This window comes from Commensalibacter communis, from assembly GCF_947179105.1.
Classification (GTDB): Bacteria; Pseudomonadota; Alphaproteobacteria; order Acetobacterales; family Acetobacteraceae; genus Commensalibacter; species Commensalibacter communis.
In genome coordinates this window covers 189,579-216,171 of record NZ_CAMXCK010000001.1, presented here as the reverse complement: position 1 = coordinate 216,171, position 26,593 = coordinate 189,579, and the positions used below count along the sequence as shown (strand labels likewise).

The following is a 26,593-nucleotide window of genomic DNA, read 5'->3' as shown; positions in this document are numbered from 1 at the left end:
ATGGTCAAAGATTCTTGGTGGTCACAATTTTTACAAAAAACACTTCATAAAAATTCACAAGGATCATCGACTTCTGCATCATCGAGACCCGATCATACTACTTCATTAAATTCTATTGTCCCGTCATCCGAACATCTTGCCCAAAGTTTACCTGATTTGTTACTGGCGTCACATAGAATTGCCAGAACAGTCTTAGCAGGGAGCCACGGATGCAAACGCTCAGGACAAGGCAGTCAATTTTGGCAATATCGCCATGCCTTACCTGGCGAATCTATCCAAGCAATTGATTGGCGCAAATCCGCACAAAGCAACAAAGCTTACGTCAAAGAGACAGAAGAAGAAAATACACAGACTTTATATTTATGGTGCGATGTTTCTGGATCAATGCAATGGCATTCTCGACCCGATTTACCTACCAAACAAAACAGAGCTTTCTTGCTGGGATTAACACTCAGCTCGTTACTCTTAAGTGGCGGGGAGCGTGTGAAATTACTGCTTCCTAACCAACAGATCAATAGCTTTCGCGGCACCCACCAACTTTATCCGTTAGCTGAACAATTAACACAATCTGAAGCCAGCTCTGCTAATCCATTTCCTATGCCTGAACATGTTTCTCCGCATGCTTGGACGGTCTTAATCAGTGATTTTTTATATCCTTATGAAAAACTAGCTGAGTTCTTAAAACAAATGGCGCAACGTCCCAGTAATATCTTGTTAATACAAGTTACAGATCCAGCAGAAAAAGAGCTTCCTTTTAAAGGACGTATTCAATTTATTGGGCTTGAAGGCGAAGAAGGTTTGATTTTATCCAATAACAAACAATCCTCTGCTAACTACAAAGAACTATGGACAGACCATCAACATAAACTAAAGCGCCTCAGCCAAAATGTAGGGATTCCTATGCTTTGTGATTTCTCTGATCGTAATGCTGCACAGATTTTGCTGCAAGCATGGAATATTTTATCAAGTAAAAGCAATTCAAGATTAACATGATCTTTCTGACCCCTTATATCCTATTCGCACTTTTATTGCTCCCTCTGATTTGGTTCTTTTTAAGGGCAACCCCACCACGACCAAGGGAACAATCCTTTCCTCCTATTCGATTACTCCATCAGCTGCAAACCCAAGCACATGAAGCAGTGCATGCCCCTTGGTGGTTGATTTTGTTGCGATTATTAGCAGTGGCTTTGTTAATTATTGGATTGGCTCGACCTGTTATTCCCTCTAAAAATCTATCTGTCCAACACTCCAAAGACCCAATTTTACTAGTCATAGATAATGGATGGGCTTCAGCCTCTCAATGGTCGCAATTTATCGAAGGTGCATCACAGATTTTAACCCAAGCTCAACAAGAAAGCACGCCAGTTCGTTTATTATTAACCGCACCTGATGAACAAAATAACGGTTTAAAAATTGTATCACTCTCTTCAAATAGCTCTGCCTCCGTTCAATTCAATGCATTGCACCCAATGCCTTGGTCTGTTAATCATCAAAAAGCAACTGAAACGCTTAATAAAGCACCACATTACAAAGTGATATATTATCTTTCTGATGGGATCGACCATCAAAAAGATACATCTTTTCGAAACAAGCTTACACAAAGCACCAATTTATATGAAATCCGTCCTCAAGATGCTGCCTTATCAACGCTTTTGCTTACGAAAAATACACCAACACAAAATGGGTTAATTCAATCTGTCGAGCTGTTACCTCGTCCTACGGAACGAATATTAAATTTGCAGGCTTATACACAGCAAGGCGTTTTAATTTCTTCTATTAAAAAATCTATTGCTGCAAATACAGCAAAAAGCGATATAGAACTGACATTACCTTTAGAAGCACGTAATAAAATAGATTATTTACAAGTCGCCAATAGTCCCAGTGCGGGTAGTATTTATCTTCTAGATGAAAATAATCGCAAACATATTATTGGCTTTATTTCTGCGTCAAGTAATAGCAATACGCCTTTTACTGGTTCTCTATATTATTTGAAAAAAGCATTAGCACCTTTGGGAGATATTAAAGAAGATCCCATACAAGAACTTTTATCTCAACCTATATCGGTTATCATTGCACCTGATACGTTATTTTCCGATCCAAAATCAGAAAAAGAACTACAAGAATGGGTAAAAAAAGGAGGAATGCTGATCCGCTTTTCTGGTGATTTAGTCGCTGGCAGCACGTTAAATCAACAAGAAACTCCATTAATTCCCCTTCCCTTATTGCAAGGAACCAGAGAATTGGGTGGCGCAATGACGTGGGAAAAGCCACAAAAAATCGCACCATTTCCTCAAGAATCTCCATTTAATGGGTTAACAATCCCCAGAGATGTCACGATTAGCAAACAAGTCCTAGTCAAACCTACTCTTGATAATGATAAATATATCTGGGCAAAATTAGAAGATGGCACACCATTAGTTACCCACCGCTCTGTTGGCAAAGGGCAAGTTATTTTATTCCATACTAATAGTACTCCAGATTGGTCTTCTTTGCCTTTATCCAGTTTGTTTGAAGATATGCTCAATCGGTTGATACAAATTTCCTTTGGTGTGCAATCCACACAAGCAGGGGAAATTTTAAATCCTATTTTAACCTTGAATGGTCAGGGTAGTTTAGAAGCTCCGTCCCCTTATGCAAAACCGATCTCTTTTGAGATATCACGAAAACTCACCATCTCCCCTGAACATCCACCTGGATTATATGGAAATACAGGAACTTCGCTTGCTATCAATTTAGGCGACCATGTGCCAGCTTTAAAAGCTTCTCAACCCATTGGTAAATTAATTACCTTAGGTAGCGTCTCCCTTTCTTACACATTAGGCAGCATTTTTATCATAATTAGTATTTGCCTGATCTTATTAGATATATTAGCAAGTCTATTTTTAAGAGGATATCTCAGAAAAACGGAAACATCTAGTACAGTTCTCATCTTAGCCTTATGTTGCCTCAGCACAAATGGATTTGCTCAATCAACAGATGCCCCTTCTGTGCCCAAAGCTGCATTACAAACCAGATTAGGATATATTTTAACAACTGATCCAGCGGTTAACCTAGCATCTAAACAAGGGTTAGAGGGATTATCGAAATTTATTTCGGATAGAACATCTCTACAACTGGCATCGCCTGAAGCTGTTGATCCGACCAAAGATAATCTTTCTTTTTATCCTATTCTTTATTGGCCAATTACCGCAGATTTACAACCCAATCCAAAACGTGTTGATGTATTAAACGACTATCTTGCCCATGGAGGCTTGTTGGTTTTAGATACACAAGGACATGATTCGTCTTCTACCATAGAAGCTGTTCATCCTGATCAGTTTGCTGGTGAAGCCTCTGGCACATCACAAGCATTGAAAGTTGCGACAGAAGGCCTCAAAATTCCTGCTCTATCAACCTTATCTGACAAAGATTTATTGAGCAGAACCTTTTATATCTTACACTCTTTTCCTGGACGATATAATGCCATGCCTGTATGGATTGCTAAAAGTAATCCTTTGGTTAATGATGGGGTCAGCTCTGTGATTATTGGTGAAAATGACTGGGCGCATGCTTGGGCAACGACGGAAGATGGTAATCCGACCTATCCAATTTTTCCAAATACAGAACAACAACGTAACCTCAGCTATCGATTTGGACTAAACTTGGTCATGTACGCATTAACAGGCAGTTATAAAGCAGATCAGGTTCATGTTTCTGCCTTGCTTAAGCAATTAGGGAAACAATAATAATGCCTCAACCATTTTCTTCATTGAACCTGCACTTTGATCCGTTGTTACCCTTTTGGGGGATTATTGTTCTTACTGTTATATGTTTATTGGTTTTATTATTCAGTCTATTGAACAAATCCTATAAGGGTCTTATCTGGCGTTTTATTGCATTCTCTATCTTGCTCATCTGGTTGTCAGGACCGATGGTTCTTAAAAACCATCAACAAATTCTACCTGAAACAATTTTAATCGTTATGGATCAATCCAGTTCTATGACGATTGGCAATCGTGAACAGATTGCGAATAAAGCTTTACAACAACTCCAAAGTAAAGTGCCTGCAAATGCACGCATTAAAATTATCAATGTCAAAAATGGATACCAACAAGGAACACAAATCTTTCAAGAGATTCAAAAAGCAACCAACCAGATCCCAACATCTCAACTGGGTGGTGTTATTTTAATTACAGATGGTCAAATCCATGATGTGCCAAAAGAATTCCCAAAATATCTTACATTACCAAATAAAAAAAACATTCCTATTTATGCGTTATTACCAGCATCCAAGGAACAAACAGATCGTTCTTTGAAAATCATTCACGCCCCTGCCTATACGATTGTTGGTAAAGAAGCGACCATCCAAGTTCAAATTAATGATACGGGAGATCAACTCGAAGAGAATACAGTAGCAGCTCTCACAATCATACAGGAAGATAAACAACCCATAAATATGCAAGTTCCTGTGGGGAAACCTCAAAATATCACGATACCCGTAACCCATACAGGTAAAAATCTGATTAGCTTATCTGTGTCGCCTTTAAAAAACGAGATTTCAGATCTTAATAATCATCAAACTTTATATATTAATGGTATCCGAGATAAATTAAGAGTGTTATTGGTTTCCAGCGCCCCCAACCAAGGGGAGCGCGCGTGGCGCAGCCTATTGAAATCTGATCCTTCTGTTGATCTTGTTCATTTTACGATTTTACGTTCAGCAGAGCAAAATGAGAATATCCCTGTTTCTGAGTTGGCTCTAATTCCTTTCCCAATTAATGAATTGTTCATGCAGAAAATTAACCAGTTTGATTTAATCATTTTGGATAGTTTTGAAAATAAATACACATTACCCTCTTATTATATCGCCAGCATTGCAAATTATGTGAAAAACGGTGGAGGGTTATTATTGATCGCAGGCCCTGAGTTCGCGCAACAATTCTCATTACAAAATTCACCGCTACGTTCTGTATTACCTGGTACTGTATCTTCACCAAATAGTATTATTGAACAACAATTCAAACCTGCATTGACAGAAATGGGGCAAAAACATCCTGTTACAAAAGGGCTAAATAAAGAAAATACAACATGGGGATCATGGTATCGCTATCTGAAAGCCGATCACACGGAAGGGCAAGTTCTTATGCAAGCCCCGGATCAATCCCCGTTATTGATTTTAAATCGTGTTGATAAAGGACGTGTTGCTTTACTGCTTTCTGATCAAATCTGGCTGTGGTCAAAAGGCATTCATGAACAAGGCCCTCAAGCAGAGTTACTTCGCCGTCTTTCCCATTGGTTAATGAAAGAACCTGAACTTGAAGAAGAGCAGCTCTCTGCTTTTATCAAAAATCAACAATTGACCGTTGAGTGGCATACTTTAAAAAATAGTGACCAAAACCAAGAATTTACAGTTACCTCTCCCTCAGGTTCAGTACAGCCTCTCCATTTTACCACTCTAAAAAATGGCCAGGCCACCGCAACTATTCCAGCTAAAGAAGATGGTCTATGGAAAATTACCAATGGTGATTTAACAACCTATGCAGCACCTCAAAACTCTGATCCAATAGAAATGACTGATCTTGCTGTGACACAGCAAAAACTTTTACCTTTTCTACAAAAACATGGGCATGTTTATTGGTTAGGAGATAATTCCAACCGCCTGACAATTCCTGAAATGAAAATTGTAAAAAACAACCCTAGTGTAAACAGCTCTAGCACTATGGAATTTCCTGAACATGTTACTTATACAACAACAAAGCAATCTATTCATCCTGTTCTATCCCCATGGTTGGCCTTAATTGTTGGATTAGGAAGCATTTTTATGGCATGGTACAGAGAAAGTTTCTCTTAAACAAACCACTATATTAAGACTTGATTTGATACACAGAAAAACTTAATGTCTAGGATCGATTTTAATGCGACGGAAAATAGCATCATGAACTCTCAAGCTCGTTTATTGCCTTTCTTTTCTTCATTGCTAGGCTCTGCCTATATGGTGATGCTTCTTTCATCTGTTTCTGCCCATGCACAAACAGTCACAGGACATCCACATTCACAAAAAAATCCTCAACATCAGCCAAAACACCCACAGCCACAGGCATCTGATGATGACGATCAAGATGATAATGCAAATCCTGGAGAGAAAGATAAAAATCCAACCCAATTATTGTTCGATGCAATCAATACTGGTAATTTACGCCAAGCCCAAGAAGCATTAAGCCGTGGGGCTGATATGCATGCTGCTAATATTTTAGGACAAACGCCTTTGGAAATGTCTGTAGACCTCAATAGAGACCGTATTACATTCCTATTATTGTCAATGCGGGGTTATAACAACTCTCCACAACAGCTTGCTAGCGTATCTACGGAAGCATCTGGCGTGACTGTTAAAGATGGTAAAGCACGTATGTCTGTCAAAGGTAAAAACAAACGTGGAACAATAAATGCTTCTAATGGTTCTGCTTATAGTGAACAAAATAGTGGAACCCCTAAACCTGAAATCGGCTTCTTAGGGTTCCAAAATAGATAATATTTGTGAAGACTTGCTATTTTTGTCCCATGGTTTGATTATATTCAGTGCGTAAAACATCCAATGCATGTAACGCACCGTCTTTTTCAAAATGCCAAAATGTCCACCCATTACAAGAAGGCGCATTGGTTACAACAGCGCCTATCTTATGAATAGACCCTCTTTGATTACCACTGACAATTGTACTATCAGAGGTCACTGTTGCAAAAACGCGGCGTTGACGGTCCATTAATACAGTACCAGGTTGAATAAAGCCTTGTTCAATCAGATTCCCAAAAGGTACTCTTGGAATTTCACGCTTTGCTGGTGAAATCTTAATATCTTTGACTGGCAGTGGCGTTTCTGTTTCAACCCGTGCTTTGGCTGCTTTTAAGTAATCAGGATGACGTTCAATCCCTATAAAACGACGCTGCAAGCGCTTGGCAACGGCCAACGTGGTTCCCGTTCCTGCAAAAGGATCAAGTACAACATCATCAATATTTGTTGATGACAACAGAACTCGATAAAGTAAACTTTCAGGTTTTTGTGTTGGATGTAATTTTAACCCATGATCATTGCGTAGCCGCTCATTCCCTGTACATAGCGGTAAAAACCAATCTGAACGCATCTGAATATCATCATTCAATGTTTTCATCGCTTGATAGTTAAATCGATATTTACTATCTGCCCCTTTGGCAGCCCAAATCAACGTTTCGTGCGCATTCGTAAAACGTCGTCCTTTGAAATTTGGCATTGGGTTTGATTTACGCCAAATAATATCATTAAGTATCCAAAAGCCAAGATCTTGTAGGATTGTACCAATACGAAAAATATTATGGTAAGAACCAATGACCCAAATTGTGCCGTCTTTTCGTAACAACCGATGACATTCTTTTAGCCAATTTCGACAAAACTGGTCGTAAGCAGCAAAACTTTGAAATTTATCCCACTCTTCGGTAACCCCATCAACTAAAGTATCATCAGGACGACGCAACTCTCCTTGTAATTGCAAATTGTAAGGAGGATCAGCAAAAACACAATCAATTGATGCCGATGGCAGATTTTTCATAACCTGAATACATTCTCCCTTTACCACTTGATCCAAAGGAAGATCCAACATGACAGCACCGCTCATAGTTTTTCCGACACGAATGCCGCCTCATTAGTTTTCAAATTCATTTTAAAAGAAAGTTGTTTAATCGTGACAAACCCCTGCCGATGATGCGGAGAGCAACCATTTTCTTCCAATGCACGACGATGAAAAACCGTTGGATAACCAACATTTTTGTTCCATCCATAAGCTGGCCATTTTTTTGCTAAACGAGCCATTAAGCGATCTCTAATAACTTTTGCAATAATAGATGCCGCTGCAATTGAAAACGAAAGCCCATCTCCTTTGATAATTGGTTGTGCCATACATTCAAAATCTGGAGGCGAATTTCCATCAACCAATACAAGCTTAGGTAAAACGCGCAACTTTTGAACTGCCCTTTTCATAGCCAAAGCTGCTGCTTTTTTAATATTCAAAACCAAAATCTCAGCAACTGAAGCAGCAGCAATACCAATATACGTTTGGGGTAAATCCATAAGCCGTGCAAAAATTTGCTCTCTTAGGGCAGGTTTTACTCTTTTTGAATCATCTAAATTATGTCGCAAGTCCTGTGGTAAAAACCCTCGGAACATCACCGCTGCAGCCACAACTGGCCCAGCAATACATCCCACTCCCACTTCATCGACCCCTGCTATTTCTATGGCATATTGCATTTATATCTAAGTACTCTATATCGGTTTTTTCACGAAACCATAATATACTCAACGAGTCGCAAAAGAATAGAGGGAAAATGTGAAATTTAAAAAAAAAGCTGTTTTTTCTTTTTTTAATAGAAAAAACAGCTTTTATAATTATTTTATATAAATAACAAAATTAGCATTTCTTGCGACAGCAACATTTAAGTAATTTCATTACAACAACCGCCACGACACCAGCTACGCCCATTGAAAGGATCGGTCTATCGCGAACGAAATTAACTAAGGATTCTAATTTTCCTTCGTCACCATATAAGCGATTAAATTCATCTTCAGCACTTGCTGCAAAGTCTTCAGCTTTGCCTTTAAAGCCAGAAAAATGATCATCAGTTTTGTTTTTCATATCATGAAGCCCGTCCTTAACGGTATTTTTAGCATCGTGATATTTGTCTTTTGCATCATTTTTAAGATCGTGCATGTTATCTTTTGCTTTATTTGCTGCATCTTTAAGTTGTTCTTTGCCTTGATCTACAGCATCTTCAACTTTATCGCTTACATCTTTGACGGAATCTTTTAGATCTTTACTCATTTTATTATCTTCCTTCCAAACAAAATTAAATCTTTTATAACATCTCAATTATGACAATAGAATTTTATAAAGTCCATACTTAATCCAAAATAAATCCTTACATTTCAACAAAAAATAAAAAAACTATATGAATAATTTCATTGTAATAATCGTATATTAAAAACATTTATTATTAAAAAATGCAATTTCTGTGAGTGACGTCATAAAATTATCATTATTTCTATGCAAATAAAAATTAAATAAATATATTAAATATAAACTATTTTGATCAAACCTATCATAAAGATCGTAAAACGAATGTCCTCGTCCACTGCACCTCAAAATAATCAGCCAACAGAAAATCCTTCCACTTCTCATAATTATAAATGGATAAAAAGGTTTTTCCTTTTTTTCATTCTGATGATTATCTTGGTCATAGGATATCGTTTTGTAAATTCTTTTTTCCCTTCCTCAGAGAAAAAAATGGCAATTTTACCTAAACCTGTTGCAGTTGCAGTTGCAAAACATCAAAATGTTCCGATTATATTTACTGAACTTGGAACGGTTATTCCTATTGCGAATATTACTGTGCCAGCAAGGACCTCAGGATATTTACAACAAGTCTATTTTACCGAAGGGCAAATGGTTAAAAAAGGGGATTTATTAGCTTTAATTGATCCACGTCCTTACGAAGCGCTCAAAGCACAATATGAAGGAACATTAAAATCTGATGAAGCGTCCTTAAAACAAGCAAAACTAGATAATGCGCGTTATCAGCAATTATTAAAACAAAATAGTATCGCCCCTATGACGGCTCAAGACCAACAATATAAGGTGGCTCAACTGGAAGGGCAAATTAAAGCAGACCAAGCTTTAATCAAACAACAAGAACTGAATATTATGTATTCGCATATTCGTGCATCTGTGGATGGACGCATTGGGATCAGACAAGTCGATGCCGGGAACTATGTGACCGAAGGGCAAAGCAATGGAATTGCCATTTTAACACAAATGGCCCCAATTTCAGTGATTTTAACCGTTCCAGAAAATAAGCTGAGTATGGTGTTAGAAGCCCTTAAACAAAAATCTGAACTTTCAGTAGAAGCTTGGAATAGTGATAATACGGAAAAACTAGCCGACGGGAAAACCAGCGTTATCGATAGCCAAATTGATACCTCAACGGGGACAGTAAGGATGCGTGCTATTTTCCCAAATGCAAACTGGGAGCTTTTTCCAAATCAGTTCGTCAATGCACATATTTTGGTCAAAAATTTGCATGATGTGATTACAGTGCCCAATAATGCCATTCAAACAGGACCTGATAGTTCGTTTGTTTATATTGTGCAAGATAATTCCACCGTTAAACTCCAAAATATTAAAACAGGATATAATGACGGGGAAAATACCGTCATTGAATCAGGATTAAAGCTAAATGACAAAGTTGTAACCGATGGTATAGATCAGCTGCGTAATGGTGCCAAAGTTACTATCCCTAATAATCCACAATAATCTTTAACGACCATTTAATTTTGGATACGATCTAATGAATCCTTCGCGTCTATTTATTCTGCGTCCTGTAGCAACAACCTTGCTCATGCTTGCTATTCTAATTTGCGGAATATTAGGCTATCGCTTCTTACCGCTTTCTGCTTTACCTCAAGTTGACTATCCAACCATTACCGTCAGTACTTTTTATCCTGGTGCCAGCTCAGAAGTCATGATGACCTCTGTCACAGCACCTTTGGAAACACAACTAGGTAAAATTCCTGGGCTGGATGAAATGACATCTCAATCCTCGGGTGGAGCATCGGTCATTACCTTACGATTTAGCCTGACTATGTCTATGGACGTTGCTGCTCAAGAAGTGCAAGAAGGAATCAACCAAGCCAATTCTTTGCTACCAAGTGATCTGCCAACCCCACCGATTTATGCAAAAGTAAATCCTGCCGATACCCCTATTTTTACTTTGGGCATTACATCTTCTACTCTCCCTCTGACAGAAGTAGAAGATTACGTCAATAGCAGACTAGCAGCGAAAATCAGTCAAATTTCAGGTGTAGGATTAGTCACCTTATCAGGGGGACAACGCAAAGCTATTCGCGTTCAAATGAATATTCCAAAATTAACTTCTTACGGAATTGATCTAGACAGTGTTCGTACAACCATCGGCAATGTGAACGTTAACTCACCAACAGGAAATTTCGATGGACCACAACGTTCTATTACCTTGCAAGTCAATGGGCAAATACAAAGTCCCGAACAACTTTTAAACCAAATTATTGCTTACAATAATGGGGGGCCTGTTCGATTACGCGATGTTGCCACCGTCGTCCAAGGGCCAGAGAACACACAATTACAAGCATGGGCAAATAAAACGCCAGCTCTTATTTTAAATGTTCAACGCCAGCCCAGTGCAAATGTGATTGACGTTGTTGATAATATCAAAAGAATTCTTCCCCAAATAGAAAGCTCCCTACCCTCTGGGATCACGTTAACGCCTTTGACCGATCGTACGATTACTATTCGTGCGTCAGTTCATGATGTTAAATTAGAGCTTTTCCTTGCAATTCTGCTCGTTATCGGCGTAATCTTTGTATTCTTAAAAAATATTTCCGCCACTATTATTCCCAGCCTGTCTGTTCCCTTATCCATCGTTGGCTCCGCTGCCATTATGTATTTGCTTGGATTTTCTTTAGATAATTTATCCTTGATGGCATTAACGATTGCGACGGGGTTCGTCGTTGATGATGCGATTGTGATGATTGAAAATATCAGCCGTTACATTGAAATGGGTGAAGATCGCATGACCGCAGCCCTCAAAGGCTCAGCAGAAATTGGCTTTACCATTATTTCATTAACCATTTCATTAATCGCTGTTTTAATTCCTTTGCTTTTTATGGGTGATGTGATTGGGCGATTATTCTATGAATTTGCTGTCACTTTATCCGTGACCATTATTATCTCAGCAATTGTTTCGTTGACATTGGTTCCGATGCTATGCGCACGCATGTTGCAAGAACAAAAAGAGTCACCAAAAGAGCATTTTTTTGATCGACTTATTCATGGAATTATTAAGCTATATGACAAAGGGCTGCAATTCGTTTTTAGACATCAACCTGCCACTTTCTTTATGACGATTTTTACCCTAGTCCTAACGATCGTGCTTGCTTATTATATACCAAAAGGCTTTTTTCCAACGCAAGATAATGGCATCTTGCAAGGCATGTCTGTGATGTCGCAAACATCTTCTTTACAAGTTGTTTCTAAAAAACAACAAGAACTTGCAGATGTCATTTTAAAAGACCCTGACGTCGTCAGCCTATCTTCATTTATTGGGATTGATGGTCAAAATATGACGGTTAATCAAGGCCGGTTTTTAATTAACCTGAAAGAACGCAGTCAACGTTCAGCCACAGCACAAGAAATCGCTAAAAGAATAAGCCTTGCCGCCCATAAAGTCATTGGAACCCAGCTTTACTTACAAGCCGTACAAGATCTTTCACTAGAAACGTCATTTAGTGCGACACAATATCAATTCTTGTTAGAAAATCCAGATTATGACCAATTCCAAATCTGGGTGCCACGATTAATAGAACAATTAAAGCAAAACCCAATTCTGACCGATGTAACCTCTGATCTACAAGCTGAAGGGCCTGTTGCCAACATTATCTTAGATCGCACAACTGGAGCCAGATACTCTATTACCCCTCAAACCATTGATAATGTTCTGTATGATTCTTTTGGACAACGTCAGGTATCAACAATCTATACACAATCCAATCAATATAGAATTATTCTTGAGTCTGAACCGAAATTCCAAAAACAGATCAAATCACTAAGCCAACTTTATCTTCCTGGCATCAGTGGCAGCACTTCATCAACCAGTGGCCCAACGCGTAATCCAACCGCTGGTTTAGTGCCATTACTGGGAGTTACAACCGTTAAATACTCAACAGCACCTTTACTAATCACACACTACAAGCAATTCCCTGCCACAACAATTTCTTTTAACGTTGCCAAAGGTGCCTCTTTGGGAGATGCGACCCAGGCCATTACACAAGCTGAAAAAGAGCTCAACCTGCCTAAAAGTTTCATGATTAATTTCCAAGGGGTCGCTTCTGCCTTTGAAAAAAGCCTCAGTAACGAGCTATTCTTAATTATTGCCGCTGTTGTCGCTGTCTATATTGTGTTGGGGATTTTATATGAAAGTTTTATTCATCCCGTCACTATTTTATCAACCCTGCCCTCTGCTGCAATCGGAGCATTATTCGCACTGTGGATTGATGGCAGTAACCTAGATATTATGGGGATTATTGGTATTGTTCTCTTAATTGGCATTGTAAAAAAGAACGCCATTATGATGATTGACTTTGCCCTAGAAGCAGAAAGAGTTGAAAAGAAACCACCTTTAGAAGCTATTCATCAAGCCGCTCTCCTTCGGTTCCGTCCGATTTTGATGACCACATTAGCCGCAATGTTTGCTGCTATTCCTATGATGTTGGGAACAGGTACAGGATCAGAATTACGCCACCCACTGGGGATTTGTATCTTTTGGGGATTGGTTGCCAGCCAACTATTAACGCTATTTACTATCCCTGTTGTCTATTTATATATGGCCAGATTCAGCACATGGTTGCGTAACCTCACGATGGCAAAGAAAGCTGGGCAATGAATATCTCCAAGCTTTTTATTAAACGCCCGATTGGGACTATTCTCTTAACAATCGCTTTGATTCTAAGCGGTATTTTAGGATATAGACTACTACCCATTGCAGATTTACCAAATGTTGATATGCCTGTGATTATGATAAGGGCACAACAAGCTGGAGGAACACCAGAGGAAATTGCCACCTCCGTTGCAGCCCCTCTTGAAAAAAGATTAGGGCAAATCCCTGGCACGAATGAAATGACATCTCAGTCCACTCAAGGACAGGTCAGAATCATTATGCAGTTTGATTTATCCCGTGACATCAACAGTGCTGCCCGTGACGTGCAAGCGGCGCTACAAGCTGCACGAGCTGATTTACCGACATCGATGCGCTCTAATCCTTCTTATTTTAAGATGAATCCTGCTGCTGCACCGATTATGATTATTGCCATCACATCGAAAACGAAAACACTGGCACAATTATACGATTACACAACCAATGTTTTACAACAACAAATTTCAGCGATCCAAGGGGTTGGACAAGTTGAAATTGGAGGCAGCTCTCTCCCCGCTGTTCGTATTGATCTCAATCCGTTTCCTCTCTTTAAATATGGCATTGGTTTTGAAGATGTCAGAGCTGCTCTTGCCTCCACCAATGCCCACACCCCCAAAGGATTTATCGATGAAGGCGATAAGCGGTATGAAATAGCGACAAACGATCAAGCACCAAAGGCAGAAGATTATAAAAGCATCGTCATTGCATATCGAAATAATGCCCCTGTCATGCTGAAAAACGTCGCTGATATCAAAGATAGTGTCGAAGATATTCATAATGCAGGATTTTATAATAATGATCCCTCTATTATTGCCGTTGTCTTCCCCCAAGCAGGTGCGAATATTATTGAAACTACCGATGCAATTAACGCGACATTACCACAATTACAAGCTGCTTTACCCTCTGATACAACTATTGAAGTTGCCATCGATCGTTCGGTAACCATTCGTGCATCCCTTGCAGATACACAAATGACCCTTGTTCTATCGGTTGTTTTGGTGGTGGTGGTTGTCTTATTTTTTTTGCAAGATTTACGGTCTCTGCTTATCCCAGCAATTGTTGTACCAACATCAATTATTGCAACATTCGGGATGATGCATTTATTAGGTTATTCTTTAAATAATTTCTCTCTCATGGCACTTACTATCTCAACAGGATTTGTCGTGGATGATGCCATTGTCGTGCTTGAAAACATTAATCGCCATATAGAGAAAGGTCTTTCGCCAATCAGAGCGGCTTTATATGGTGCTAAAGAAGTCTCGTTTACCATTATTTCAATCACAGTTTCACTGATTGCGGTTTTCGTTCCCATTCTTTTTATGGGTGGTATCGTTGGTAAGTTATTTCATGAATTTGCAATGACACTAGCAATTGCGTTACTTGCTTCGATGTTCTTGTCGTTGACATTAACGCCAATGATGTGTGCCTATATGCTCACCAGGCCTGCTCGCAAAGACCCAACAAGAAAACTGACATTCAAAGAGAAACTCTGTCAAAGCTGCGAAAAATTTATAAATGCTCTTGGTGATTTTTACCAAGACACCTTACAAGTCGCATTGCGACACCCTATCTTGGTTGTGCTTTCTCTTCCAGCTACCATCATCTTAATGATGTTCTTGTTTATCACCATGCCGAAAGGTTTCTTTCCAGAGCAAGATACAGGCATCTTAATTTGTCATTTGCAAGGAGACCAATCAATCTCTTTTCAAAATATGAGAAAAAAGATCATTGAGGTTCAAAATATCATTGTTCAAGACAAAGATGTTCAATCCATTTCTGCCTTTACAGGTGGCAGAGCGGTTAACCAAGGGAATGTCTTTATCCAACTTACAGATAAAGACAAACGAACTGGCACTGTCCAAGAAACGGTGACTCGCATCTCTAAGAAATTAAATAATTTAGTGGGCGCTAAATTTTACATTACCATCCCAGGATTAATTCATGCTGGTGGGCGCTCTAGTAATGCAGAGTACCAATACACATTACAAAGTGACTCTTCGAAAGATTTATATGATTGGATGCCAAAACTGGTTAGCGCATTACAAAAACATTCAGATATTGTCAAAGATGTTTCCTCGGACGTGCAGCAAGGTGGCGAAGCCATTGATGTCGATATTCTCAGAGATACAGCGCCACGTTTTCAAATTACACCTCAATTAATATCCAACACACTTTATGATGCTTTTGGTCAAAGAGCTGCTTCAGTCATCTATAATCCTTTGAACCAATATCGTGTTATAATGGAAGTTGATCCTAAATTTGCAGAAAATTCAACTGTGTTAGCCCGTACGTGGGTCAGCGTTTCTGGTGGTACTGCTGGCGGTGGCGCAACGTCGAACACAATACGTGTTTCAGCAAATACTAATCTAAGCGAAGAAGCTAAAATTAACCAACAAAATTTCAAGAACCAAATCGCAAACCAATTAGCGGGGGGAAATGGCGCGTCTAATGGTTCTGCTGTTTCGACCTCTAGCCAGACGATGGTTCCTTTGTCTATTGTCAGCCACAAAAAACCTGCATTAACCTCCTTGAGCGTCAACCATGAAGGGTTATTTGTATCAGCAACACTTTCATTTAACCTTGCTAAAGGAAAGTCGCTGAGCGACGCCATTCAACTCATTAAATCAGAGACTGTTAATATTCATCTTCCCAAAAATATCTCTGGCAGTTTTTCAGGGAATGCCGCACAATATCAACAAAATAGCAGCAGTGGTCTTGTTCTGATATTTGCTGCAATTTTTGCTGTTTATGTGACACTAGGAATCTTGTACGAAAGTTATATTCACCCTATCACGATTTTATCAACCCTCCCTTCTGCAGGGGTTGGGGCTTTATTAGCTTTGGATCTTTTTGGGCAAGAATTCACGATTATCGCATTAATTGGCATTATCCTATTAATCGGTATTGTTAAAAAAAATGCGATTTTGTTGGTTGATTTTGCAATCAATGCAGAAAAAATGGATAATATGGCTGCAAAAGACGCCATCATACTGGCTTGTAAATTACGCTTTCGTCCAATCATGATGACCACTATCGCCGCAGCTTTTGGCAGCGTTCCTTTGATTATTGCCAGCGGATATGCCAATGAGCTTCGTCGTCCTCTTGGGATTGCCATTGTAGGCGGATTGGTCATGAGCCAAGCATTAACTTTATATACAACGCCCGTAATTTATCTTTATATGGATAGATTGCGTAAATGGCGTCCTTTCAAACGTTTCTTCTTTAAAAACAAAGGGCAACAAGGTGCATAACTTGTCTTTTTCAAAATTCAACAAAAACAGCCTGTTTAAAAGTGTCTCTCTCATTTGCATATTGACCTTAAGCAGTTGTATGGCAGGCCCTAATTATCATCGCCCTTCTGCTATCGTTTCACCACAATTCAAAGAGTTGAAACCTGTTTCTGGTTGGGTAAATGCAAACCCAGATCTTGCTTCTGCGGCTAAAGGTGAATGGTGGACAATTTACAATGATCCCTTGTTAAACCAACTAGAAGAACAAATTGATATCTCTAACCAAAATTTGAAACAAGCAGAAGCATCCTATCGATACGCACGAGCATTAATTGACCAAACCAGAGCGGGCTTCTTCCCAACAGTAACCATGGGCCCCAGTTTTAATCGTCAAGGCAATGGTGGCGGCGCCACTGGCATCGGCAGTGGTGGCAATATCAGTTACGCCAAAGGACAAACAAAAAATACCTATGCTCTGCAAACTGCTGCTAGTTGGGATTTAGACCTTTGGGGGAAAATCAGACGCAATACAGAAAGCCAAGTTGCCTCTGCTCAAGCCAGTGCCGCAGATTTAGCCAATGCCCGACTTTCTTATCAAAGCCAACTTGCACAAACTTATTTTAATTTGCGATACCAAGATTCTCTAATCGATTTACTTCAAAAGAATGTCGATTTCTATGAAGCCTCGTTACGTGTGACACAGAACCAACATTATGCGGGAACCATCGAACCAACGGCTTTTTTACAAGCAAAAACGCAATTACAACAAACAAAAGCTCAACTGACACAAGCTGGAATTGCAAGAGCGCAGTATGAACATGCCATTGCGATTTTAATTGGTAAACCGCCTGCACAAGTCAATATTCCACGCGGAAAATTAAGCTTCACAGTTCCTGCTATTCCCGTTGCCGTTCCTTCAACACTACTGCAACGCAGGCCTGACATCGCCTCTGCGGAAAGAAAAATGCAAGAACAAAATGCGCAAATCGGTGCTGCAATCGCTGCATTTTATCCTGATGTAACTCTGACCGCCAGTCTGAGTTATAGTGGAGATCCAGTAGGCAGTTTGGTGCAAGTAGCTAATCGTATTTGGTCTTTGGGAGCATCTGCTTCTGAAACGCTTTTTGATGGTGGTTCCAGAACATCAATGGTCAAACAAGCCGAAGCACAATATGATATGGCTGTTGCTACGTATCGCCAAGCGGTCTTAGAGGCTATACAAGGTGTTGAGGATCAGCTTTCTAACCTTCGCATCCTAGACGAACAATATACTCAACAACAACAAGCTGTTGAATTAGCAAACCAAACTGTCCAAATTGCACTTAATCAATATAAAGTTGGAACGGAAGACTATACAACCGTGGTAACACAACAAGTTACATCCCTTAATAACCAACAAACTGCTTTAGGGATACAACAACAACGTATGGTTGATAGTGTTCTGTTAATTCAAAATCTAGGAGGTGGATGGAATGACAAACGTCTGCCAAGCCGTTCTTCGTTAACCTCTAACTTGCCTTTTGTTCCACCTTTTATCCAAAAAAATCCGAATTGACGCATAAAGTGATAGGCTGTCCTTTTTATTAATTGTTAGGAAAGCCTATTGTCTTGTTAATTGAATAGCATCTAAACCACGACAAGATTTCTTTTACTTCTGAAATATGAAATTAAAGCCAGTAAAAAAGCTGCAATCGATAAAACTCCACCAGCAAAATTAGGAGATGCATAACCAAATTGATGTGCGATCGCTAACCCCCCTATCCATGCACCCAAAGCATTCCCTAAATTGAACATTCCAATATTAAATGAAGAGATCAAATTCGCAGCCCCTGCTTGATGCGCTTTGGTCATCACCAAATGCTGTATCGGTGAAACAGTTGCAAAGCCAAATGCCGCTACAAAGAAAACACTAATCAGTAAAACCCATTGATTACCAGCCATGAAATATAAAATAAATAATGTGAGTGCTTGTAATAACAAACTTGATAATAAAACGGGCATCAAAGATTTACTGGCCAGTTTTCCACCTAATATATTTCCTATGCACAGCCCTAACCCGAATATAAATAACACCCAAGGCACAGCAGTATCATGAAAACCAGCAACTTTGGTTACCACGGGTGCAATATAGGTAATGGAAGTAAAGAAAGCAGCGGGACCGAGTACGGTAATTGCCAACGCTATCAATACGTCTATATCTTTGAAAACTGCAAATTCACGTCCTAAATGAAATTCGGGTTCATCTTCTCTTTTGATTTGAGCAGGAACCAGTTTAGTCACCCCAATAAAAGCAATGATACCAATGACTGTAATCATATAGAAAACAAAATGCCACGATACTTTATACCCCAAATAAGTGACTAAGGGGGTGCCCAGCAAAGTAGAAAGGGTCAATCCACTGAACATAAATGAAATAGCAGCAGTCTCTCTCCCCTTGCAAAGTTCAACAGCGATCAATGACCCAATACCAATAAAAGCACCATGAGCCAAGGAAGTAATAAATCTGCCAACTAAAAGAACCGCAAAATATGGAGACCAAGCGGTGATTAGATTGCCTAAGATAAACAACCCCACAAGAATCATTAACATTTTTTTCTGAGGAATTTTTGCACCTAAAATTACAATAATAGGCGTAAAAATAAACACGCCTAACGCATAAATTGTTGCGGCATATCCTGCAATATCAATTGAAATTTTAAAGTCGTGTGAAATAAAAGGTAATAATCCAGATATCGAGAATTCTGTAATTCCAATACCAAAAGTCATTATCGCCAAAGCCCATATTGCCAACGGCATAAACATCCCCATGTTGCTTTATAACTAATGTGTAAATATTTTCGAACAGCAATAGATAAGTCAACAATATCCTTATCAACAAAAAAAGAGGTGGATAAACCACCTCTTTTCTCAATAGAAAATAAACTACACAAATGTTAATTATGCAGCGAAATCATCTACATCTTCTACTTCAGGTTTTGGACCACTGTCTAAACCTTTTGCGTTGACATCACGTTCAACAAGTTCAATTACAGCCATGTTAGCTGCATCGCCATAACGAACACCTGCTTTTAACACACGGCTGTATCCGCCTTGACGAGCTTTGTAACGTTCTGCAATTGTAGAAAACAATTTTGAAACAATTGTCTCATCACGAAGTAAAGCGAATGCTTGTCTACGTGCGTGTAAATCACCACGTTTACCAAGAGTAATTAATTTTTCTACAACTGGGCGTAATTCTTTTGCTTTTGGCAAAGTAGTTGTAATTTGTTCATGCTTGATTAAAGCAACAGCCATGTTACGAAACATCGCTTTACGATGAGAAGTTGTAACACCAAGCTTACGACCAGACATACCGTGACGCATAATTTATTCTATCCTTTTTATTCAAAATGCTAAAACAGCTCATCCAGCCGTTTTGCTAACTCTTCGATATTTTCAGGTGGCCATGCAGGCACATTCATCCCAAGGGATAAGCCCATTGTTGAAAGTACTTCTTTAATTTCATTCAATGACTTACGACCAAAGTTAGGCGTGCGCAACATTTCCTGTTCAGTTCTTTGTACCAAATCACCAATATACACGATATTATCGTTTTTCAAGCAATTTGCACTACGAACTGATAACTCAAGCTCATCCACTTTACGCAATAAATTACGATTGAATGGAAGGTCTTCTTGAGGCTCTTCGGCTTGAACAGGTTTCGGTTCATCAAAATTAATAAAGAGTTGTAACTGATCCTGCAGAATACGTGCAGCCAAAGCCACAGCATTTTCAGGGGTTACAGAACCATCTGTTTCCAAAGTTAATAACAATTTGTCAAAGTCAGTTACCTGACCCACACGTGTTGGTTCAACTTTGTATGAAACACGACGAACAGGAGAATAAATTGCATCAATAGGAATCATTCCAATTGGCGCATCTTCTTGACGATTTGCGGCTGCTGGAACATAACCTTTACCCATAGAAACGGTAAATTCCATTCCAAGCTTAACACCATCATCAAGTGTACAAATCACCAAATCAGGATTCATGATTTCAATATCATGATCTGTTTGAATTTGTCCTGCTGTCACTTGTCCAGGACCAACCGCAGATAAAATCATACGTTTGGGCCCTTCACTATGCATACGAATAGCAAGTTGCTTTACGTTCAACACAATATCAGTAACATCTTCACGTACCCCATTTACAGAGGAAAACTCATGAAGAACACCGTCAATACGGAGCGCTGTCACAGCTGCCCCTTGAAGGGAAGAAAGAAGTATTCGCCGAAGCGCATTACCGAGCGTCATGCCGAAGCCACGTTCAAGCGGCTCCGCCACCACGGTCGCCACATTAGATGACGCCGAGCCCGGTTCGACTTCCAGCTTCTCTGGTTTTATAAGAGACTGCCAGTTTTTTTGGAGGACCAAGGTGGTGGCCTTTCAATTCAGAATTTTGCCATAGAGGCGACAAAATCCTAACCAAAAGATTAGGATTAATCTCCTGTTATTTTTCTAAATGATTTTAGAGAAATAACAAAGGAGCGGATTAAACGCGACGTCGTTTACGTGGACGACATCCATTATGTGGCACAGGGGTCATATCCCGAATAGAAGTAACGGTAAAACCAACTGCCTGTAATGCACGTAATGCACTTTCACGACCTGATCCTGGACCAGAAACTTCGATCTCAAGCGTTTCCATACCGTGTTCACGTGCTTTTTTACCAGCATCTTCTGCAGCCATTTGTGCTGCATAAGGTGTTGATTTACGAGAACCTTTAAATCCTTGTGCACCTGCTGAAGACCAAGAAATAGCATTCCCTTGAACATCAGAGATTGTAATCATTGTATTATTAAACGTAGACAAAACATGTGCTACGCCGGAAATAATGTTTTTGCGTTCTTTTTTTCTAAGACGCGGAGCGGCGGGTTTCGCCATGACTTTTTTTATCCTGTTGTTTAGTTACAAAAATAAAAACCAACCTAGGAACTAGCGTGTTGCCTTTTTCTTACCAGCAATAGCAACAGCCTTACCCTTACGCGTACGCGCATTGGTATGGGTTCTTTGCCCTCTTACAGGTAGACCACGACGGTGACGTAAGCCACGGTAGCATCCTAAATCCATTAAGCGTTTAATATTCATGGCGACTTCACGACGAAGATCACCCTCAACTTGATATTCACTATCAATTAACTCACGAATTTTCAGAATTTCATCATCTGAAAGTTCGTTCACTCTGCGTGCTTCAGGAATTGAAAGTTTATTACAAATTTCCTGTGCTTTTGTAGGCCCAATGCCATAAATATAACGCAGACCAATTGCTACCCGTTTATTTGTCGGGATGTTTACGCCGGCAATACGCGCCACGCCTGTTACTCCTCAATTAACCTAAAAAATTCAGGCTTATTTCTTGAACAATCGGCTACTCAACAAAAACACAACTACTTTTTATAAAGTAATGTTTATAAAATAGCCAACAACCTAAAATACCTTTAAAGGCAGCAATATAACCTTCCTGCCTTTAGAGTCAATACCGCAACACAAAAAATTTATTTTGTATAAAGAATTCTAGTTGCTTAATTTAATTTTTTTTAAGACTTGGTCAATGTCTTTTGTGACATCTCCCACGCTTTTCATCCCATTTATTGCGTATAAACAGTTTTTTTTCTCGTAGTATGGCAATAATGGCGCAGTTTGCTTACGATATGTTTCCAATCTCGCCAAAACAGTTTCTTTGTTATCATCAGCTCTTGATATAAATTCCGTCGAGCCGCAACTATCACATACACCTTCCACTTTGGGATGCTTAAATTGCTTATGGTAACTGGCACCACAGCTTGCACAGCTAAAACGACCAGAAATACGCTCAGCTAGCATTTCTTCGTCAACTTCCAAGGAAAGCACCGCATCTAATGTCATTCCCTGAGAAGAAAACATTTTGTCCAATGCTTCGGCCTGCCCCAAACTGCGAGGAAAACCATCAAGGATGAAACCATTTTTACAATCGTCTGCTTGGATTCTTTTCTGAATCATAGAAACGATTAAATCGTCTGGAACTAACTCTCCACTATCCATGATTTTCTTAGCAAGCTTGCCAACATCAGATTCAGCCTTAACTTCAGCACGTAACATATCACCTGTTGAAATCTGAGCGATGTTATACTCTTGAGCAAGATGCTGGGATTGTGTTCCCTTACCCGCCCCAGGAGGGCCTAAAAAAACTAATTTCATCGCTTTTTCCCCTTACCACCACGAGATTTACGTAATAAACCTTGATATTGATGCGCAACCAGATGTGACTGTACTTGTGTGACTGTATCGATGGTTACAGACACAATAATAATCAAACTCGTTCCACCAAAATAAAATGGAACATTATAATGATTAATCAAAAATTGTGGCAATAAACAAACAGCAACGAGATATAGGGCACCGATCGTCGTCAGTCGCGTTAAGATCGTATCAAAATAAGCGGCCGTATTTGCACCTGGACGAATCCCAGGAATAAAACCACCTTGTTTACGCAAATTATCGGCCGTTTCTTTGGGATTAAAACTGACTGCAGCATAGAAAAAAGAAAAGAAAATAATCATGGCTGCGTAGAATAACATATATAAAATACGACCATTGCTAAATTCTTGACCTATGAATGCTAACCAGCCAGGTGTAGAATCACTGGATAAAAATCCTGCAATTGTCACTGGGATTAACAAAACTGATGATGCGAATATAGGTGGAATAACTCCTGCAGTATTGACTTTAAGAGGCATATGAGTGGAATCTCCACCATACATACGTTGACCAACCTGCCGTTTAGGATACTGGATAACCACACGTCTTTGTGCTTGTTCCATAAAGACAATAAAAGCAATCGTAACCGCTGCTAATACCAAAAAGATGACAACAAATATAGGTGATAATGCGCCTGTATACCCTAAATTAAACAAACTGGCCAAGGCGGTTGGAAGATTCGCGACAATACCAGCAAAGATAATTAACGAAATGCCGTTTCCTACCCCTCTAGCGGTAATTTGTTCACCTAACCACATCAAAAACATCGTCCCACCAACTAGCGTAATAACACAAGTGGCAGTGAAAAAGAATCCAGGGTGAAGCACAGCATTCCCAGCTGGTGTACTCATACTCGCAAGACCCACGGCAATCCCATAAGCTTGGAACAACGCAATGAAAACGGTTAAATATCTTGTGTATTGATTAAGCTTCTTACGTCCTTGCTCACCCTCTTTTTTTAATGCTTCCAAAGAGGGCATAGCCGAAGACATCAACTGAATAATGATCGATGCACTAATATAAGGCATAATGTTTAGGGCAAAAATCGTCATACGACCCAGCGCACCACCACTAAACATATCAAACATACCTAAAATACCGCCTTGATGCTTGGCAAGTAATTGAGCCATAATCGCAGCATCAACACCAGGAACAGGTATATATGTACCTAAACGGTAAATAATCAAAGCACCAAGGGTAAACCATATGCGTTTTTTTAATTCAGTGGCTTTAGAAAAGGCACTGAGATTAATATTAGATGCTAATTGCTCGGCCATAGAGGCCATAATCTTATCCTTTCAGAAAAAACAGCGTCACCGCAAATAGTTACGGGACGCTGTATTTTTAAGCCTTAAGATTTATCGTGTAATATAAACTGATAAAATTCTATTATTAACAAAATATATTACAGTTTCACTTTAGGCATCTGCAGATACATCCCTAGAAGGAACCAATAGCTTAACAGAGCCACCAGCTTTTTTCACTGCTTCAAGTGCTGCAATAGACGCACCAGACACTTCAAGATTTACGACTTTATTCAATTCACCTTTGCCAAGCAAACGAACACCAGCATATTTCTTTCCTTTAAATAAGCCCGCATTACGCAATGCTTCTTCATTAATCACAGAAGAAGCATTCAATTTGCCCTCGTCAATTGCAAGAGATAAAGTATCAAGGTTTACTTCCGCATAAAGTTTGCGGAAGATATTCTTAAATCCTCTTTTAGGTAAGCGACGATAAAGCGGAAGTTGCCCACCCTCAAAACCATTAATTGCAACACCAGATCTAGCGTGTTGCCCTTTATGACCTTTACCTGAAGTCTTACCTTTGCCTGAGCCAATACCACGACCTAGACGTTTTTTTGTATATCTAGAGCCTAAATTGTCACGAAGTTCATTTAAGTTCATTAAATTATCCCTCCACCTTTATAAGGTGGCGAACCTTATTGATCATCCCTTGCACAGCTGGTGTATTTTCCAACTCGCGCGTGGCACCAATGCGATTCAACCCTAAACCAACTAATGTTTGTTTTTGATATTTCTGACGACCGATTGCAGAAGCGATTTGAGTCACTTTAACTTTATCAGCTTTCGTATCAACCATTTACAACCTCCGCATTTTGAGCATTAGCTGGGGCTTCACGACGTCCCAAAATTTCAGAAACTTTTTTACCACGTCTTGCTGCAACGACCCGAGGGCTTGCGCAACGACGTAATGCATCAAAAGTTGCCTTAACCATGTTATGAGGATTACGTGAACCTGTTGACTTCGCAACAACGTCATTAATCCCAAGACTTTCAAAAACCGCGCGCATAGGACCACCAGCAATAATACCAGTTCCTGCTTCTGCTGATCTTAAAATCACTTTACCAGCTCCAAAACAGCCTTGAACATCGTGATGCAATGTTCTGCCTTCTTTCATTGGAACACGGATCATTGATTTTTTTGCTTGTTCAGTAGCTTTACGGATTGCTTCAGGAACTTCTCTAGCTTTACCAGACCCATACCCAACACGACCACGCTGATCGCCAACAACAACCAATGCTGCAAACGCAAAACGGCGACCGCCTTTTACAACTTTTGCAACACGATTGATCGTTACAAGCTTATCAACCAAATCATCATTTTCACGTTCACGTCCTGCGCGACCGCCTTCTTTAACTTCACGTGCCATTCGCGACCTCCCTTAGAACGCAAGTCCGCCCTCACGGGCAGCCTCAGCTAGCGCTTTTACACGCCCATGATAAATATAGGAGCCACGATCAAACACGACCTGTTCCAACCCAGCTGCTTTTGCACGTTCAGCAATTAATTTGCCAACTGTACGAGCAGCATCAATATCAGCTCCAGTTTTCAATTGTCCTTTTACTGCAGCATCTAAACTAGAAGCAGCAGCTAAGGTTTTACCAGCCACATCGTCAATAACCTGAGCATAAATATTTTTGCTAGAACGGAATACTGAAAGACGAGGACGTCCATTTCCTTTCTGACGAAGCTGATAACGCAACCGTCTACGCCGGCGCGTTTGTAATTCACGTTGCGTACCCATTATTTCTTCTTGCCTTCTTTGCGACGTATGACTTCATTATCATAACGAACACCTTTGCCTTTATAAGGCTCAGGTTTTCTAAAATTACGAATGTCCAAAGCAACTTGACCAACACGTTGCTTATCATTGCCTTCAACTGTTACAGCTGTAGGACGTGGTGTTGTAATTTTAATATCAGCAGGAATTGGATAAACAATGTCATGTGAATAACCAAGATTCATAACCAAATTGGAACCTTGCACAGACGCACGGAAACCTGTTCCCGTAATTTCCAAAGTTTTTGAATACCCTTCAGAAACACCATGAACCATATTTGCAACCAATGCTCTTGTCGTTCCCCACATAGCTCTCGCAATAATTGCTTTGTTTTTTGGGCTAACAATAACTTGATTATCTTCAATTTTAGTTTCAACGTGTTCAGACACAGGAATAGAGAGTTCCCCTCTTTTTCCTTTAACTGTCATGTTACCGTTTGTTAAAGTAACTTGTACCCCTTGTGGAATCTGTACGGGGTTTTTGCCTACGCGTGACATTT

23 protein-coding genes are annotated in these 26,593 nt (G+C 39.7%); 8 read left to right on the top strand and 15 right to left on the bottom strand.

All coding sequences use genetic code 11. The features are described from left to right. The 4 genes from PQG52_RS01065 to PQG52_RS01050 are packed head-to-tail and all read left to right on the top strand — an operon-like array spanning nucleotide 1 to nucleotide 6,508. Complete coding sequence (locus PQG52_RS01065; protein WP_271827502.1) at nucleotides 1-993, top strand: DUF58 domain-containing protein; 993 nt, start codon at nucleotides 1-3, stop codon at nucleotides 991-993. Then, nucleotides 990-3,725: a DUF4159 domain-containing protein gene (locus tag PQG52_RS01060; RefSeq protein ID WP_271827501.1), complete on the top strand. Its 2,736-nt coding sequence runs from the start codon at nucleotides 990-992 to the stop codon at nucleotides 3,723-3,725. The genes PQG52_RS01065 and PQG52_RS01060 overlap by 4 nt, the downstream gene beginning before the upstream one ends. 2 nt (nucleotides 3,726-3,727) lie before the next feature. Next, nucleotides 3,728-5,830, top strand: a complete 2,103-nt coding sequence (locus PQG52_RS01055; protein ID WP_271827499.1) for a DUF7408 domain-containing protein — start codon at nucleotides 3,728-3,730, stop codon at nucleotides 5,828-5,830. 45 nt (nucleotides 5,831-5,875) lie between these two features. Next, nucleotides 5,876-6,508 carry a hypothetical protein gene (locus tag PQG52_RS01050; RefSeq protein ID WP_271827498.1) on the top strand — a complete coding sequence of 211 codons (633 nt, stop codon included), beginning with the start codon at nucleotides 5,876-5,878 and terminating at the stop codon, nucleotides 6,506-6,508. A gap of 16 nt (nucleotides 6,509-6,524) precedes the next feature. Here the strand turns inward: PQG52_RS01050 and PQG52_RS01045 are convergent, their stop codons facing one another. The 3 genes from PQG52_RS01045 to PQG52_RS01035 form a co-directional block, all read right to left on the bottom strand. Continuing rightward, nucleotides 6,525-7,622 carry a site-specific DNA-methyltransferase gene (locus tag PQG52_RS01045; protein WP_271789317.1) on the bottom strand — a complete coding sequence of 366 codons (1,098 nt, stop codon included), beginning with the start codon at nucleotides 7,620-7,622 and terminating at the stop codon, nucleotides 6,525-6,527. Then, on the bottom strand, nucleotides 7,619-8,251 hold the full coding sequence (locus PQG52_RS01040) for a ribonuclease HII (RefSeq protein WP_271827497.1): 633 nt from the start codon (nucleotides 8,249-8,251) through the stop codon (nucleotides 7,619-7,621). The genes PQG52_RS01045 and PQG52_RS01040 overlap by 4 nt, the downstream gene beginning before the upstream one ends. 160 nt (nucleotides 8,252-8,411) lie before the next feature. Beyond that, nucleotides 8,412-8,822: a YtxH domain-containing protein gene (locus PQG52_RS01035; protein ID WP_271789319.1), complete on the bottom strand. Its 411-nt coding sequence runs from the start codon at nucleotides 8,820-8,822 to the stop codon at nucleotides 8,412-8,414. Nucleotides 8,823-9,284: 462 nt separating this feature from the next. Here PQG52_RS01035 and PQG52_RS01030 point away from each other — a divergent pair, with 462 nt between their 5' ends. The 4 genes from PQG52_RS01030 to PQG52_RS01015 are packed head-to-tail and all read left to right on the top strand — an operon-like array spanning nucleotide 9,285 to nucleotide 18,288. Then, entirely contained in the window at nucleotides 9,285-10,310 is a 1,026-nt protein-coding gene (locus PQG52_RS01030; protein ID WP_271828156.1) for an efflux RND transporter periplasmic adaptor subunit, read from the top strand. Between the two features lie 34 nt (nucleotides 10,311-10,344). Next, nucleotides 10,345-13,473 carry an efflux RND transporter permease subunit gene (locus tag PQG52_RS01025; RefSeq protein WP_271827496.1) on the top strand — a complete coding sequence of 1,043 codons (3,129 nt, stop codon included), beginning with the start codon at nucleotides 10,345-10,347 and terminating at the stop codon, nucleotides 13,471-13,473. After that, nucleotides 13,470-16,754 (top strand): efflux RND transporter permease subunit, encoded by a 3,285-nt coding sequence (locus tag PQG52_RS01020; RefSeq protein WP_271827494.1) that lies wholly within the window; start codon nucleotides 13,470-13,472, stop codon nucleotides 16,752-16,754. The genes PQG52_RS01025 and PQG52_RS01020 overlap by 4 nt, the downstream gene beginning before the upstream one ends. Nucleotide 16,755: 1 nt before the next feature. Beyond that, on the top strand, nucleotides 16,756-18,288 hold the full coding sequence (locus PQG52_RS01015) for an efflux transporter outer membrane subunit (protein ID WP_408869526.1): 1,533 nt from the start codon (nucleotides 16,756-16,758) through the stop codon (nucleotides 18,286-18,288). 71 nt (nucleotides 18,289-18,359) lie between these two features. Here the strand turns inward: PQG52_RS01015 and PQG52_RS01010 are convergent, their stop codons facing one another. The 12 genes from PQG52_RS01010 to rplF all read right to left on the bottom strand — a co-directional run bounded on the left by PQG52_RS01010 (nucleotide 18,360) and on the right by rplF (nucleotide 26,591). Further along, a complete protein-coding gene (locus tag PQG52_RS01010; protein ID WP_271827492.1) occupies nucleotides 18,360-19,529 on the bottom strand; it encodes an MFS transporter in 1,170 nt (389 codons plus the stop codon). A 141-nt stretch (nucleotides 19,530-19,670) separates the two neighbouring features. After that, nucleotides 19,671-20,096, bottom strand: coding sequence for a 50S ribosomal protein L17 (gene rplQ / locus PQG52_RS01005; protein ID WP_271827491.1), 426 nt, complete (start codon nucleotides 20,094-20,096; stop codon nucleotides 19,671-19,673). A 29-nt stretch (nucleotides 20,097-20,125) separates the two neighbouring features. Continuing rightward, nucleotides 20,126-21,145: a DNA-directed RNA polymerase subunit alpha gene (locus PQG52_RS01000; RefSeq protein ID WP_271789326.1), complete on the bottom strand. Its 1,020-nt coding sequence runs from the start codon at nucleotides 21,143-21,145 to the stop codon at nucleotides 20,126-20,128. Between the two features lie 118 nt (nucleotides 21,146-21,263). Beyond that, a complete protein-coding gene (gene rpsK, locus PQG52_RS00995) occupies nucleotides 21,264-21,656 on the bottom strand; it encodes a 30S ribosomal protein S11 (protein WP_008853178.1) in 393 nt (130 codons plus the stop codon). A 51-nt stretch (nucleotides 21,657-21,707) separates the two neighbouring features. Beyond that, nucleotides 21,708-22,085: a 30S ribosomal protein S13 gene (gene rpsM / locus PQG52_RS00990; protein ID WP_008853177.1), complete on the bottom strand. Its 378-nt coding sequence runs from the start codon at nucleotides 22,083-22,085 to the stop codon at nucleotides 21,708-21,710. Between the two features lie 201 nt (nucleotides 22,086-22,286). Beyond that, nucleotides 22,287-22,949 carry an adenylate kinase gene (locus PQG52_RS00985; RefSeq protein WP_271827489.1) on the bottom strand — a complete coding sequence of 221 codons (663 nt, stop codon included), beginning with the start codon at nucleotides 22,947-22,949 and terminating at the stop codon, nucleotides 22,287-22,289. Further along, nucleotides 22,946-24,295 carry a preprotein translocase subunit SecY gene (secY, locus tag PQG52_RS00980; RefSeq protein WP_271789328.1) on the bottom strand — a complete coding sequence of 450 codons (1,350 nt, stop codon included), beginning with the start codon at nucleotides 24,293-24,295 and terminating at the stop codon, nucleotides 22,946-22,948. The genes PQG52_RS00985 and secY overlap by 4 nt, the downstream gene beginning before the upstream one ends. A 132-nt stretch (nucleotides 24,296-24,427) precedes the next feature. Then, the gene (rplO, locus tag PQG52_RS00975) at nucleotides 24,428-24,916 is read right to left on the bottom strand and encodes a 50S ribosomal protein L15 (RefSeq protein WP_271789329.1); all 489 of its coding nucleotides are present in this window, start codon (nucleotides 24,914-24,916) and stop codon (nucleotides 24,428-24,430) included. A gap of 4 nt (nucleotides 24,917-24,920) precedes the next feature. Further along, nucleotides 24,921-25,112, bottom strand: coding sequence for a 50S ribosomal protein L30 (rpmD, locus tag PQG52_RS00970; protein WP_271789330.1), 192 nt, complete (start codon nucleotides 25,110-25,112; stop codon nucleotides 24,921-24,923). After that, entirely contained in the window at nucleotides 25,105-25,683 is a 579-nt protein-coding gene (rpsE, locus tag PQG52_RS00965; RefSeq protein ID WP_271827487.1) for a 30S ribosomal protein S5, read from the bottom strand. The genes rpmD and rpsE overlap by 8 nt, the downstream gene beginning before the upstream one ends. Nucleotides 25,684-25,695: 12 nt before the next feature. Next, nucleotides 25,696-26,058: a 50S ribosomal protein L18 gene (gene rplR, locus PQG52_RS00960; RefSeq protein ID WP_271827486.1), complete on the bottom strand. Its 363-nt coding sequence runs from the start codon at nucleotides 26,056-26,058 to the stop codon at nucleotides 25,696-25,698. Then, nucleotides 26,058-26,591 carry a 50S ribosomal protein L6 gene (gene rplF / locus PQG52_RS00955; protein WP_271789333.1) on the bottom strand — a complete coding sequence of 178 codons (534 nt, stop codon included), beginning with the start codon at nucleotides 26,589-26,591 and terminating at the stop codon, nucleotides 26,058-26,060. The genes rplR and rplF overlap by 1 nt, the downstream gene beginning before the upstream one ends. Nucleotides 26,592-26,593: the final 2 nt, after the last annotated feature.

Bases quoted from the DNA above. Each gene is read 5' to 3' on its own strand.
- PQG52_RS01065 (WP_271827502.1), top strand. From the start codon at position 1: ATGGTCAAAGATTCTTGGTGGTCACAATTTTTACAAAAAACACTTCAT.
- PQG52_RS01030 (WP_271828156.1), top strand. From the start codon at position 9,285: ATGGCAATTTTACCTAAACCTGTTGCAGTTGCAGTTGCAAAACATCAA.
- rpsE (WP_271827487.1), bottom strand. From the start codon at position 25,683: ATGGCACGTGAAGTTAAAGAAGGCGGTCGCGCAGGACGTGAACGTGAA.
- PQG52_RS01055 (WP_271827499.1), top strand. From the start codon at position 3,728: ATGCCTCAACCATTTTCTTCATTGAACCTGCACTTTGATCCGTTGTTA.
- rpmD (WP_271789330.1), bottom strand. From the start codon at position 25,112: ATGGTTGATACGAAAGCTGATAAAGTTAAAGTGACTCAAATCGCTTCT.
- PQG52_RS00985 (WP_271827489.1), bottom strand. From the start codon at position 22,949: ATGAAATTAGTTTTTTTAGGCCCTCCTGGGGCGGGTAAGGGAACACAA.
- secY (WP_271789328.1), bottom strand. From the start codon at position 24,295: ATGGCCTCTATGGCCGAGCAATTAGCATCTAATATTAATCTCAGTGCC.
- PQG52_RS01040 (WP_271827497.1), bottom strand. From the start codon at position 8,251: ATGCAATATGCCATAGAAATAGCAGGGGTCGATGAAGTGGGAGTGGGA.
- rplO (WP_271789329.1), bottom strand. From the start codon at position 24,916: ATGAACTTAAATGAACTTCGTGACAATTTAGGCTCTAGATATACAAAA.
- PQG52_RS01010 (WP_271827492.1), bottom strand. From the start codon at position 19,529: ATGCCGTTGGCAATATGGGCTTTGGCGATAATGACTTTTGGTATTGGA.
- rplF (WP_271789333.1), bottom strand. From the start codon at position 26,591: ATGTCACGCGTAGGCAAAAACCCCGTACAGATTCCACAAGGGGTACAA.
- PQG52_RS01020 (WP_271827494.1), top strand. From the start codon at position 13,470: ATGAATATCTCCAAGCTTTTTATTAAACGCCCGATTGGGACTATTCTC.
- rplQ (WP_271827491.1), bottom strand. From the start codon at position 20,096: ATGCGTCACGGTATGTCTGGTCGTAAGCTTGGTGTTACAACTTCTCAT.
- PQG52_RS01060 (WP_271827501.1), top strand. From the start codon at position 990: ATGATCTTTCTGACCCCTTATATCCTATTCGCACTTTTATTGCTCCCT.
- rpsK (WP_008853178.1), bottom strand. From the start codon at position 21,656: ATGGCGAAACCCGCCGCTCCGCGTCTTAGAAAAAAAGAACGCAAAAAC.
- PQG52_RS01045 (WP_271789317.1), bottom strand. From the start codon at position 7,622: ATGAGCGGTGCTGTCATGTTGGATCTTCCTTTGGATCAAGTGGTAAAG.
- rplR (WP_271827486.1), bottom strand. From the start codon at position 26,058: ATGGGTACGCAACGTGAATTACAAACGCGCCGGCGTAGACGGTTGCGT.
- PQG52_RS01025 (WP_271827496.1), top strand. From the start codon at position 10,345: ATGAATCCTTCGCGTCTATTTATTCTGCGTCCTGTAGCAACAACCTTG.
- PQG52_RS01050 (WP_271827498.1), top strand. From the start codon at position 5,876: ATGTCTAGGATCGATTTTAATGCGACGGAAAATAGCATCATGAACTCT.
- PQG52_RS01035 (WP_271789319.1), bottom strand. From the start codon at position 8,822: ATGAGTAAAGATCTAAAAGATTCCGTCAAAGATGTAAGCGATAAAGTT.